The 12,788-nt window shown below is 45.9% G+C and carries 11 protein-coding genes; 7 read left to right on the top strand and 4 right to left on the bottom strand.

Annotated elements, in window-relative coordinates:
- Window positions 1-124 precede the first annotated feature (124 nt).
- The gene (gene yfbV, locus DET62_RS05265; protein WP_110013244.1) at window positions 125-559 is read left to right on the top strand and encodes a terminus macrodomain insulation protein YfbV; all 435 of its coding nucleotides are present in this window, start codon (window positions 125-127) and stop codon (window positions 557-559) included.
- A 24-nt stretch (window positions 560-583) separates the two neighbouring features.
- Here the strand turns inward: yfbV and xthA are convergent, their stop codons facing one another.
- Window positions 584-1,393, bottom strand: a complete 810-nt coding sequence (gene xthA, locus DET62_RS05260) for an exodeoxyribonuclease III (protein ID WP_011234697.1) — start codon at window positions 1,391-1,393, stop codon at window positions 584-586.
- A 121-nt stretch (window positions 1,394-1,514) separates the two neighbouring features.
- Between xthA and DET62_RS05255 the strand changes: the two genes are divergently transcribed.
- Both DET62_RS05255 and DET62_RS05250 read left to right on the top strand, forming a co-directional pair.
- Window positions 1,515-1,838 carry a DUF3392 domain-containing protein gene (locus DET62_RS05255; RefSeq protein WP_011234696.1) on the top strand — a complete coding sequence of 108 codons (324 nt, stop codon included), beginning with the start codon at window positions 1,515-1,517 and terminating at the stop codon, window positions 1,836-1,838.
- 14 nt (window positions 1,839-1,852) lie between these two features.
- Window positions 1,853-2,920 carry an alpha/beta hydrolase gene (locus DET62_RS05250; RefSeq protein ID WP_110013243.1) on the top strand — a complete coding sequence of 356 codons (1,068 nt, stop codon included), beginning with the start codon at window positions 1,853-1,855 and terminating at the stop codon, window positions 2,918-2,920.
- Window position 2,921: 1 nt separating this feature from the next.
- On the opposite strand, the gene DET62_RS05245 is transcribed toward DET62_RS05250, so the two are convergent.
- Entirely contained in the window at window positions 2,922-3,392 is a 471-nt protein-coding gene (locus tag DET62_RS05245; RefSeq protein ID WP_011234694.1) for a hypothetical protein, read from the bottom strand.
- 101 nt (window positions 3,393-3,493) lie between these two features.
- Between DET62_RS05245 and DET62_RS05240 the strand changes: the two genes are divergently transcribed.
- The 4 genes from DET62_RS05240 (at window position 3,494) to DET62_RS05225 (ending at window position 8,897) form a co-directional block, all read left to right on the top strand.
- Complete coding sequence (locus DET62_RS05240; RefSeq protein WP_011234693.1) at window positions 3,494-5,428, top strand: PAS domain-containing protein; 1,935 nt, start codon at window positions 3,494-3,496, stop codon at window positions 5,426-5,428.
- 61 nt (window positions 5,429-5,489) lie between these two features.
- On the top strand, window positions 5,490-6,326 hold the full coding sequence (locus tag DET62_RS05235) for a MoxR family ATPase (protein ID WP_110013242.1): 837 nt from the start codon (window positions 5,490-5,492) through the stop codon (window positions 6,324-6,326).
- Window positions 6,327-6,336: 10 nt separating this feature from the next.
- Entirely contained in the window at window positions 6,337-7,506 is a 1,170-nt protein-coding gene (locus tag DET62_RS05230) for a VWA domain-containing protein (RefSeq protein WP_110013241.1), read from the top strand.
- Entirely contained in the window at window positions 7,503-8,897 is a 1,395-nt protein-coding gene (locus tag DET62_RS05225; protein WP_110013240.1) for a phospholipase D family protein, read from the top strand. Before DET62_RS05230 ends, DET62_RS05225 begins: the two co-directional genes overlap by 4 nt.
- A 12-nt stretch (window positions 8,898-8,909) precedes the next feature.
- Here the strand turns inward: DET62_RS05225 and DET62_RS05220 are convergent, their stop codons facing one another.
- The gene (locus DET62_RS05220) at window positions 8,910-9,788 is read right to left on the bottom strand and encodes an MBL fold metallo-hydrolase (protein ID WP_110013239.1); all 879 of its coding nucleotides are present in this window, start codon (window positions 9,786-9,788) and stop codon (window positions 8,910-8,912) included.
- Complete coding sequence (locus tag DET62_RS05215; RefSeq protein WP_110013238.1) at window positions 9,785-12,697, bottom strand: ligand-binding sensor domain-containing diguanylate cyclase; 2,913 nt, start codon at window positions 12,695-12,697, stop codon at window positions 9,785-9,787. The genes DET62_RS05220 and DET62_RS05215 overlap by 4 nt, the downstream gene beginning before the upstream one ends.
- Window positions 12,698-12,788: the final 91 nt, after the last annotated feature.

Below are 12,788 nucleotides of genomic sequence, written 5' to 3'. Positions count from 1 at the left end.
TTGTGAACTACACGGTTGTAACAGTGTAACTTTATGAAAAATAAAGATAATATTAAAAGTGCGAATATCGTACAATAGCTCAGTAATCGATTATAATTACAGCAGGTTTGTCTAAGAGGTCACCATGAGTCGTTCATTTTTTGCGGTTTTAAGAGATGGAAAGAGGTATGCCGATAAATGGCCTCATCATTCAGTTGTTGCCGCTATGGCAGAGTCGCGAATTATCCCTATAACTCGCAAAGCCATTAGCTGGACTCCGGGAATAGCGGTACTCAATGCTGCGCTGACCTGGCAGTTTATGCCGCAGGAGCAGTTAGCCCCGGGGCTGATGTTGTCACTTATTATGTTGAGCTTACCCTTGCAGGGTTTGTACTGGCTCGGCTGGCGTTCCAGACAACCTTTAAAGCCAATGTTACGGAGCTGGTATAAAGAGCTGAGAGATAAGCTGAGAAAGCAGGGCGTTGAGTGTCAGCCACAGGGTGAGAAAGGCCCTGAATACATGGATTTGGCGATTATTTTGCGTAAAGCACTGGAAACATTGCCGCCGGAAGAGCATTAAGGCCAACCGACGGCAAAATGATTATCAGTCTTTAAATGTAGACCAGACGGGGGCATGATCCGAAGGTTTTTCTATGCCTCTGAGTTCATAGTCTATACCGCTGTCTTCGCATTGCTTGGCGAGAGCTTTAGTGGCAAGGATAAGGTCGATGCGTAAACCTCTGTTGTCATCAAAGCCACGTGAGCGGTAATCAAACCAGCTGAACTGGTTATCCACATCCGGGTTTAGCTGACGATAAGTGTCAGTAAAACCCCAGTCCATTAATCTTTGTATCCACTCCCGTTCTTCCGGAAGGAAGCTGCATTTCCCGGTTTTAAGCCAGCGTTTGGCGTTGTTCTCGCCAATACCAATATCTAAATCGATACGGGATATATTTACATCGCCCATAACAATCACTGGCTGTTCCGGCGAAAGATCGTTATCCAGATAGCTCATTAAGTCCTGATAAAACTTTTCTTTAGCTGGAAATTTCGTAGGGTGGTCACGACTTTCGCCCTGCGGGAAGTAGCCATTTAGAATACGTACATGGCCACCATCTGCCAGTGGATAATCACCCATTATCATGCGGCGCTGTGCTTCATCATCGTCAGTAGGGAAGCCAAACTGCGGGTTTTCCAGTGGCTTTTTACTGAGCATGGCCACGCCGTAATGACCTTTCTGGCCGTGGTAAATAACGTGATAACCCATGGCTTCCACGTCTTTTAGCGGAAACTGGTCGTCGTGCACTTTGGTTTCCTGCAGACCGATAACATCGGGCTGATGTTTATCAATTACTGCCTGTAACTGATGCAGTCGCGCTCGTATACCATTGATATTGAATGAAATGATTTTCATGGAATGTCCTGTAAATAAGCTTCTTTATGAGCTTAGGATAACACAGCAAAGCGTAAACTTGGGATGCGAAAACGACAGAAAATTCGTATACTCGGACGATGCTTTTCAGAGGGGTACTAGCGTGCAGAATGTGTTGAATAATTTGGGCATGATGATCCGCCCACATTTCTATGAACTGGCTATGGCGATCATTGCCACACTATTGGTGATTTATGGCGCAGAAGTGAACCGCATGGTGCAAAGGCAAGTGGCGCACTGGCATTTTGTATTCAGGACTTTGGTCTTCATCGTGGTTTGTGCATTTGGTTACGGTTGGCTGACCGTCTGGTTTACGCCAGTTTTAGCCGGCTGGTTAAGCCTTATTCCTTTGCACCTGCTGGCAGTCAGTACCATTGGAATATTGTTTTTCTTAGGTTTTCTCGCAGAAAGAAAACGACAACTGTAAAACAGGGAAGTTGTATGACGGATTGGATTAACATAAAAGCAGGCTCGTCGGCTTATCAACATATTCAGGAGCAGGGACTGAAAGCCGATGATATCGGTTTGCTGCTAGGTGCTTCAGGCGGGCCGAAGTGGTTTGTGCTTCAGGGGCTTGATAAATGGATGTTCGGTGAATTCTTTAAAGACAAGAAAGCGCCGCTGAATACCCTGGGGACTTCCGCAGGTGCCTGGCGTTTCGCAGCATTGGGGCAGCAAGACCCTGTTGCCGCCAGTGATTTATTTTGTCGTTTATACAGAACCCAGACTTACAGCGCGAAACCCGACCGGAATGAAATTACCAGTGAAGCTAAAGCCTTGCTGGCCAAGTACGTTCCTGATCAGGCGGTAACAGAAATACTGGGACAGTCGGCGGTTCGACATCATTTTATTGTTGCACGTTGCCGGGGCTGGACAGCAGCTGAAACGAAAAAGCAGATGCTGGGATTGTTAAGTTCGGCTTTTGCTAACAGTATGAACCGTCGCTGGCTGGGCCGGTTTTATGAGCGCGTTATCTTTCATCATCCACAGTCAGACTTAAGCTTTGCAAAAGGCTGGAACGACTTACCGACACATCATGTTGAATTAACTCAAAATAACTTTCAGCAGGCGTTACTGGCGACTGGTTCAATTCCTTTAGTACTGGATGGCGTGGTTGATATTCCCGGAGCACCTAAAGGCATTTATCGTGATGGCGGTGTTACCGACTATCACTTTGACCTGAACTTCTCTGACGTGAATGGCTTGGTGCTTTACCCTCACTTTCATAAAGAAGCGATTCCGGGCTGGTTTGACAAGCGTTTGAGTTGGCGCAGAACTACCGGTAAGAAATGGCCAGGCGTGGTATTTATTACGCCGTCGGAAGACTTTATTCAATCACTGCCTTACGGGAAAATTCCTGATCGCACTGACTTCGCCAAGCTGGACGCTGCGACTCGTATTGATTACTGGGAAAAAGCGGTGGATGCAGGAAAACGTATGGCGGATCAGCTTCAGGATTGGGTTGCTACAGGAAAAATAAGAGAAAAAACAAAGCTGTGGTTACCTTAAACTACAAACCATGAACATCGAAACTGGCATCACAAATTTGTTCAAAGCGCTCGGCGGCAAGCTGACGGGCGCTGTTTAATTGCCTTGCCGTAAGCTGGTGTAGAAAACCATCAATGATTTTAGCCGCTTCGCTTTCACCGGCGCGATCCGCTAGCGTTAGCCAGCAACAAGCGTGAAATATACTTTCTGGTAAATCCTTGCCTTGCAAAAACATTTGTCCTAAATACAACATGGCCTTGCTGTGGCCAAATAACGCGGCGCGCCGAAAGTGCTTGGCGGCTTCAAACCCTTGCCCGGTTTTAAGTAAGTCTGCGGCTCGCACATAATGATGTTTTGCAAAACGTTGCCAGTATTCAGGCCCCCGGATAGTTGGCTTCTGTCGACCAGGCAAACGGGTTTGCGCCAACTCTATGAGTTGATCAACTTGTGTCAGTAGAGCTGTTTGCCATTCATTGACGTTTGCCTGGGTCATCCGGATGTCGTTGTTTTTATGTTATTGTTTTTGCCAGTGTACACCAAGTTGCTACTGCGGCAAACTGGTTGCAAGAAAGCCTTTAAAGTGAGTCCGAATAAATGCCAACACGTATTTCCAATGAAAATCTTGCCGCTTTGCTGAATGTGGGAAGTCATTTAAGTCTGTTTATTTGGGAGGATGCTCCGGGGTGGCCAGTACGTTTTGTTTCAGACAACATACAAGACCTTTTAGGCTATAAAAAAACGCGCTTAGAAAGCCATGAAATTCAGTACCGGGATCTCATTAATCAGGACGATTTGCCCCGTGTCATGGAGGAGGTCAATTCACTTCTTAGCAAGGAATCCGGCTCTTCATTGACTCATCAGGATTATCGGGTAAAGCATGCTAAAGGACACGACGTATGGGTATCTGACACAACGGTACTATTACGATACGAAGATGGTAAGAACCATCTTTATGGTTACCTGATTGATGTGACTGAACGTAAACAGTTGCAAATTGCGCTCGAGATGGAGCGCAATCGATTACAGCTTATTTTAGATGCGACCCGTTTAGGTACCTGGGAATGGAACCCGCAAACCGGCGTTACCATTTTTAACCAACGCTGGGCTAGTATGTTTGGCTGGGACGTCTGCGAGTTGGAAACGAATGTAGAAAGCTGGTCGAGTCGTTTGCACCCTGAAGATTACGACGACGTATGGCAGGCGATTAAGAATCACCTGGACGGAGTGACTCCTTTCTATGAAAGCCTTCATCGCATAAGGCATCGTGACGGTCATTGGGTTTATGTACTGGACAGAGGAAAGATTATAGAGCGGGACAACCAAGGCCGGGCCATTCGCTACACCGGAACGGTTACCGATGTCACAGAACAGAAAAAAGCCGAGTTGAATGCGTTAAAAGCCGCTCATGCAAAAAATGTGTTTCTGGCGAATATGTCACACGAAATTCGAACCCCTCTACACGGTATACTGGGTATCGCCTCTGTGTTGGAGTCAACAGACCTCAATCCATATCAGCAGCAATTACTGGGTACAATAAAGAACAGCGGCGACTATCTGCTGACAACGTTGAATGATGTGCTCGATTTAACTCAGGCCGAAGAAGGGCAGCTAAAAGTCAAAAGAGGTGTTCACTCGCCGGCAAAAGTGTTGGGCCATGTTATTCAGCTGTTTGAACAGCCTGTAAAAGATAAAGGTCTGGAATTTATTATCGATATTGATGCTGATATTCCGGAGCGAACATTAATGGATCGGGCTCGTATTGCCCAGGTGATCAGTAATTTAGTCAGTAACGCTTTAAAGTTTACCGAGCGAGGCTCTATAGCGATTAAAGCAAGTTGGGAAGTTGATAGCGAAAAACAAAGCGAAGGCGACCTTATCGTAAAAGTACAGGATACCGGAGTTGGTATTTATGATACTCAGCGTATTTGGCAACTTTTTGAGCAAGAGCAGGATGGGTTAAACCGTCCGGAAGGCGGCAGCGGACTGGGGCTTGCCATAGTACGTAACCTGGTGCAGTTATTAAGCGGTACTATTCAGGTGGATAGCGAACCTGAACAGGGTTCCTGCTTCACGCTTTGCATACCAATGAGCGTTCAGTCTGAAAGCGCACACCAACCAGAGCAAAATGTTTTGCCTAAGCTAACGAAAAAACAGGTGTTGGTCGTTGATGATAATAAAATCAACCAATTGATAATAAAAGAAATGCTGCTGTCACTTAACCAATATGTTGATTTGGTAAGCGATGCCCATAATGCGTTAAAGATGATGCAGGCCAGAGACTACGACGTGCTCTTTATGGATCTTCATATGCCGCATATGGATGGTATGGAAGCAACCAGAGCGTTGCGGGATATGCACATTCACCAACCTTATGTGATTGCGCTTACCGCGGACGCTTACCCTGAGACACGCACTCAGGCGTTGCGTTCTGGTATGGACGATTACGTGACAAAACCCTTTGTCAAAGCCGATATAGCCAGAGTGCTTGAACGCTTTGATATGCTGTTATCCAGAAAGCCCACTGATTAGCACCGCCAGAGTGTCTGTTGTACCATAGGCTCAGTTTCAAGCTTAATGTAAGGGATATAGAATGGATTTTAGCAGTAGCTCTCAGTATGTCGTGTCGCAAGAACTGGCGACAGCCGTTAACGCCGCCGTAACGTTAGAGAAACCTTTATTACTGAAAGGCGAGCCGGGCACAGGCAAAACTCGCCTTGCCGAGGAACTGGCAAATGCTTTAGATACCGAGTTACTGCAATGGTCAATTAAATCCACAACGAAAGCACAGCAGGGCTTGTATGAGTACGATGCTGTCTCTCGTTTACGTGATAGTCAGCTGGGCAGTGAAAAAGTACACGAGATTAGTAATTATATTCGCCCGGGTAAATTGTGGCAGGCGTTTACCGCGGAAAAGCGTCCCGTTCTGCTCATTGATGAAATCGATAAAGCGGATGTTGAGTTTCCGAATGACTTATTGCACGAGCTGGATCAAATGGCGTTTCACGTTTATGAAACCGGTGAGCAGATTAAAGCCGAGCAGCGTCCCATTGTGCTGATTACCTCGAACAATGAAAAAGCCTTGCCCGATGCGTTTTTACGCCGCTGCTTTTTCCACTACATTCAGTTTCCTGACAGCGACACATTAAAAGCCATTGTCGATGTACACTTCCCTGATTTACATCGTGATTTACTGGATACCGCGCTAGCGTTGTTTTTTGAGTTGAGAGATGTGCCCGGGCTAAAGAAAAAGCCATCGACATCGGAGTTACTGGACTGGTTATGCTTGTTATTGGTCGAAGATATTGATGCCAATGAATTGCGTAAAAGCCGTGAACAGGGCGGCTTGCTGCCTTTATCTGGTGCTTTACTCAAGCACGAACAAGATGTGGAGCGCTTAGCTGAATACGCTCGCATTCAACGGCGCTAGTTTTCGCATTATGTTTATAGATTTTTTTCAAACCCTGCGACGGCATGGGCTAAAAACCAGTATTACCGAATGGCTGGATTTACTTAGTGCCATGAAAGCCAACTTAGCGTTTGCCGATGTCGAGCAATTTTATTATTTATCGCGGCTTATTCTGGTAAAAGATGAGTCCCAGTATGACAAATTCGACCGTGCCTTCAGCGAATATGTGGATAAAGTTGCTAAAGTTGATGTGACTGAGAAAATTCCGCATGACTGGTTAGAGAATGCTTTGAAGCGCAACCTGAGCGATGAAGAAAAAAGCAAAGTTCAGCAGTTGGGCAGTCTGGATGAGCTCATGAAAACTTTTCAGGAGCGCTTAAAAGAACAGCAAAAGCGTCATCAGGGCGGCTCGAAGTGGATAGGTACAGGCGGAACTTCGCCTTTTGGAGCGTATGGTTATCACCCCGGTGGTATCCGCATTGGGCAGGACGGTAACCGTAATCGCAGTGCGGCGAAAGTATGGGACAAGCGCGAATTCCGTGACCTGGATGACAATGCCCGGCTTGAGCAGCGCGGTTTTCAGGTGGCGCTCAGAAAGCTACGTCAGTTCGCCCGCACCGGTGCCGCGACTGAACTTGATTTAAACAGCACCATTGAAGCCACTTCAAAAAAAGGTGGTCTACTTGATTTGAAGTGGCAGTCCGAGCGTCATAATGCGGTTAAAATTATTCTACTGTTAGACGTTGGCGGTTCAATGGACGACTATGTTTACCAGTGCGAGCAATTGTTCACCGCGTTAAAAAACGAGTTCAAGCATCTGGAGTTGTTTTACTTTCATAACTGCGTATATGAAGGCGTGTGGCGGGAGAATTCACGCCGGCGCGAGGAGCAAATTCCGACTAAACAGTTAATCCAGACTTACGGCGAGGACTATAAGCTGTTGTTTGTCGGCGATGCTACTATGGGGCCGTACGAGATAGCGTATCCGGGGGGCAGTGTAGAACACTGGAATGAAGAGCCCGGCGAAGCATGGATAAACCGTTTAACCCGTCACTTTGACAAAGTGGCCTGGCTTAACCCGCAGCCAGAAAAACATTGGCGTTATTATATGTCGGTTAGAATGATACATGACTTAGTGGATGGAAGAATGTACCCATTGACTCTCGAAGGGCTTGAAAGGGCGATGAGTGGATTGCGATGACACCTTTACTGCCCGCGTGCCCGGACAATCAGTTTCAATTGCTGGAAAATGCTCACCGGGCGTTGATTGAACGGGTGAGGTTAATACGTCAGGCCAGGCATCATATTGCGTTACAATACTATTTGTGGCGCCCCGACAGCAGTGGCCTTACCCTGCTTAAGGAATTACTGGATGCCGTCGAGCGTGGCGTGCGGGTCGACCTTCTGCTGGATGATTTGCACAGCAAACCTTTAGAACCTTTATTGCGAGATTTATCCTCCCGCGCTAATTTCAATATTAGGCTTTTTAATCCGTTTAAGCACAGACGCTGGCGCTGGCTAAACTGGTTAACCGACTTTAAGCGCATGAATCGGCGAATGCATAATAAATCGATGCTGGTCGATACGGAAGTGGGGATTGTTGGTGGGCGAAATGTTGGTAACGAGTATTTTGGTACACATGCGGGACAGTTGTTTTCCGATCTTGATGTAATAGCGAAAGGCAAAATCGTTAAGACGTTACTTGATGACTGGCGGCAATACTGGAACTGCACTTTATCGGTTGCGGTTAACGCAATAAGCTCGTCGGATAAACCGAGATTGTTTAACGATATTTGGAAAGGTTATCAAAAACAACCGGAACTTCGAGATTTACACCAGTTTGTTCTTTCTGACGAACACTTGACAGACACTCCCCAGAGCGACGCTGAAACCTGGTATCAGGCAACCGCAACGGTTGTCAGTGATGATCCTTTAAAGGCTCTGCCTGATAGTAAGCCGAGCCGGTTGGTGACGCAGCAGTTAACGCAAACTCTTGGCTTGGCAAAGCAATCTATTGTTTTGGTTTCTCCTTATTTTGTGCCGACGCCTACAGGTGTTAAAGAGCTGGAGAATTTGTCGGAGCAGGGAGTAAAAGTTCGCGTGCTGACTAATTCACTGGCAGTGACAGATGTTCCTGCCGTACATGCGGGCTACCAGCGACACCGACGAAGGCTGTTGTTGTCAGGTGTAAAACTGTTTGAGCTGAAACGAACCGAGGAAAAACCTTTACGCAAAGATGTGCGTCCTTATTTCAGACGCTCGGCGTCTAGCCTGCATGCTAAAACCGTGACAGTGGACAGTGAGAAAGTCTTTGTTGGATCATTTAATTTTGACCCGCGCTCTGCGCAAATTAACACAGAGTCGGGGCTTTTAATTGAGTCAGCGGAGATGGCAGAGAGAATTAACGCGATGTTTGAGCACGAACTACCGCTGCGATCGTATGAGGCTCGACTCAACCGTTTTTATAAACTGTATTGGCTGGATAAAAGTAAAATACCGGCGTTACGGCTCTATAAAGAGCCGGGAGCCGGTATTTGGCGACGGTTGGCGGTTTGGTTAACCGCCAGGTTGCCGGTTGATCATTTGTTGTAGATCTTCAACTCATTATAAGCGATTCAGTGGAACCTTCAGATAAACAGTGCCGTTATCTTCTGCCGGTGGAAGCTGTCCGGCGCGAATGTTTACCTGAATTGACGGGATAATGAGTCGGGGCATATTTAGCGTCGCGTCACGTTCTTCACGCCATTTCACAAACTGTTCTTCAGTGGCTTTGCCGCCGACATGAATGTTATTTTGCTTTTGATCCGCTATCGACGTTTTACATTGATGCTGACGTTCTTCCGGCGGGTAGTCGTGGCAAATATACACTTCGGTGGTGTCTTCCAGTTCAAATAATTTCTGAATAGAACGATAGAGGGTATTAGCACTGCCACCCGGAAAATCACATCGGGCAGTGCCAACATCGGGGTTAAAAAGTGTGTCGCCGACAAACACTTTGTTTTCATTAATTACGTAGGCGATATCTGCGGGTGTGTGTCCCGGTGTATGTATCACCCGAATTGTCATTGACCCAAGGTGAAAGGTTTCACCGTCTTGCAGAAGTTTGTCAAAATGCTCGCCGTTAGGGAGAAACTCTTTATCCAGGTTATAAACCTGCTTAAACGTTTTCTGCACTTCTGTAATGTGTTCACCAATAGCAATAGGTGCCTGAAGATGTTCTTTTAAATAAGGCGCCGAGCTTAAGTGATCAGCATGAGCGTGAGTTTCTAATAACCAAGCAACATTAAGCTTATTGTTTTTTACAAACTTGATAATACGGTTAGCACCTTCGGTATAGGTTTTCCCGGAGGCATAGTCAAAGTCGAGTACTGGATCAATAACAATGGCGTCTTTACTTTCTGAATCGTAAACTACATAGCTGAAAGTTTCGCTGTCGTTATCTAAAAACGCCTTAACCTGAATTTTCTCTACTTCTTCACTCATGGTTTTGACTCCACACGGTTGCGGCCTTCACTCTTGGCCTGGTACAGAGCTTTATCTGCAGCAACTAGTAAACTTGAATGGTCAGCATAGTCGTAGCTGCTGGCTACGCCAATACTAACGGTAATCTTCATATCTTCAACCAAGTCATCAAAGAGGGTTGTAGCAATACGTTCGCGCATTCTCTCACTGGCTTCTCTGGCAATTTCCAGTTCAGAGTTGGTAATGAGAACCGCAAATTCTTCGCCACCCCAGCGGGCAACGTAGTCTATGTCGCGTATTTCATCATTTAAGATTTCGGCCAGACGAATAAGCACTTTATCACCGATAGTATGCAAATAGCGGTCATTAACCTCTTTAAAATAATCGACATCAATAATAGCCAGGCTTAAATAGGTTCCGTCGCGGCGACAACGATTAAGTTCATGCTGCAACCGCTCATCAAAGGCTCGGCGGTTCCCCAGGTTAGTTAAGGGATCTTGTCGAGCCATGGTTTCCAGGTCGGCGGTTTTCTCTTTGACCATTTGTTCGAGTTGCAAACGGGTTCTGTTGTATTGATTAAGGCGCGCTCGAACGATAACCAGAACCAGCAGGGCAGTGATTAAAGAGGCAATAATCCAGAACCAGGGTTGCATCCAAAAATGAGCGGACTGCCGAAATGAAAAATAGTCGGGCTGACTCCACTGGCCTCCGGGGTATCTTGCTCTTACCTGAAAAACATAGTCTTTGGCCGGCAAAGTCGTGTATTCAACTGAATTGAATGAGTTTTTATCCACCCAGTCTTCGTCAAAACCTTCTAAGCGTACCTGATAATCAATGTGTTCAGCCATAAGGTAACCGGGAGCAACAAACTCAAATACAATACGATCAGTATCTGCGCTCAACTCTTCGCCAAAAATGACCGGTTCATTGTCTGCTTTTACCGATTCAATATTGACTTCCGGAGGGAGGTTACCAATTTCGGTGATGGTATTTGGATCGACGACCGAAATACCTTTGCTTGTCGCCAGCCAGATGCGTCCATCGGAACTTTCGAGAATTGAAGGGCCGCCCGTATTAATTTGAGCACTTTCAAGACCATCAACTTCGGTATAGCGCTGAAAGTCGAGTGTGTCTGCTTGCCCGTTTAAAACCTCTGTAAATGAGTCGTGTTCCACCATGATAGGCCCCCGGCTTGAACCAAGCCAAAGGTTCCCATCGCCGTCAAAAGCAACGGACATAAAATTATCGAAAGGAAGCCCTGTGTCACGATTAAAAATTTGCCAACTATTCTTATTGATATTGTGAACAATAAGTCCACGGTCGGTTGCAAGCCAGAGGTAGTCGCCCCGTTCCGTAATATGAAAAGCGAGTTGCGCATTATTAAGGTGAGTTAAGTCAATGGGGGTTATTTGATAATTAAAACCCTCTTCTTTGGCGACAATTTCTATTTGAGCGACACCGGCGCCGGAGCTGACCCAAAGTTTTTCGTTCTTATCCAAATACAGTGCCATGACAAAGTCATTAGACAGTACATCTTCTAAAGGGATATGCTGCGATACCCAAGTGCTTTGCGTATTTTGATACAAATGGGTGACGCCATTTGGTGTGGCTAGAAAAATTCCGAGTTGCTCATCGACTGCAATTTGCCGCACTTCATTTGATTGGAGCAAGCCATCACTAGTGAAATGTCTGGTAATGTTTTCCCCATCCCAGATATAAAGACCGTCGGTGTAACTGCCAATGTAGAGTTTTTGCTCATCGTCATAAGCCAGAGACAATACGGACAAATTGCTTAATAGGGTGTCTGCAGCCAGCGGAGAGATATCGAATTCATCAATAACAGAAACTCCAACACTGGAGCCTACAATAATTGCGCCATCCTTATTTTCAGCTATTGCTCTGACGTAGTCTCCTGTAAGGCCATTTTTAGTCGTATAAGAGGCAAATAAGGAGTCTCTGAACTGCACTAGACCGCCGTGTGTTGCTACCCAAAAGCTGCCTTCTTTGTCTTGAATAATGTCGAGTACGTGGTTATTAGGTAAGCCCTGTTTAGTGCTAAGTCTTTCGATACCCGATTGATTTATTCTTAGCAGTCCATCCTGATAGGTTCCTAACCAAATTTGGTCGTCGGCAGTCTGGAAAATAGTGCTTATTCTGCTGTCAATTTCAGGTTTAAAAGGTTCAAACTCGGTATCATTAACCTGTTTATAAAGGCCTTTCTCTGTACCGACGAGTAAACGGTTATCGTTTAACTCGAATAAAGTGATGATAACGTCCTCTGGAATCGTTGTTATATCGATAAACTTCGATTTACCCGCCTTTTTAACCTGCAAACCTTTATTCGTTGCGGCCCATAGGTTTCCATCGGAATCAACAAAAGAGTCAAAAATGAACATGGAATCTAAACCATGTTCGGTGGTGAACTGAGCAATACGTTCATTATTTTTATAAACAAGTATGCCAAGCGTTGAGGTGGAGACCCAGAGATTACAGTTTCTATCAATGGCTAAATCGTTGACAAAAGGAGGAGCTGACTGAAGCGTTTGCCAGTGGCCATCATAAAAACGGGCAATACCGCCGCGGTTACCGGCAACATAAACGCTGCCATCGCAAGGGCTATAGGCTAAGGTGTACATACCTATATCGGGTAATCCGGTCTCGCGTAAATTATCATAGATGTCAAAACGACGGCCGTTAAAGCGGGTCGGCCCCTGCCAGGTAGCAAACCATAAATAGCCTTTATCATCTTGAATAATTTCGTTGATAGAGTTGTGAGGCAAACCATCGCGGGTTTCCCAGTGTCGAATCAAATAGTCGCTCAGTGGACGTATTTCATTTTCTGCACTATTTTCATCAACAAAAGCTGCCGCCACTGATACCTTCAGAGACAGAAACAGGGTAACCAGCAGTAAGGAAAATTGATACTTCATAGGTCTTCAATTATTGAACAGCATTTTTGAATGGTATGTTGTCCCTGACTGGGTTGCAATAACTCAAAAGGACTACAATCTAAAAAATGAA

Origin of the sequence: Idiomarina sp. H2 (genome assembly GCF_004364275.1) — a bacterium.
GTDB lineage: Bacteria > Pseudomonadota > Gammaproteobacteria > Enterobacterales > Alteromonadaceae > Idiomarina > Idiomarina loihiensis.
Note: the sequence above shows the minus strand (reverse complement) of the source record. Positions and strands in the feature narration are given on the sequence as shown.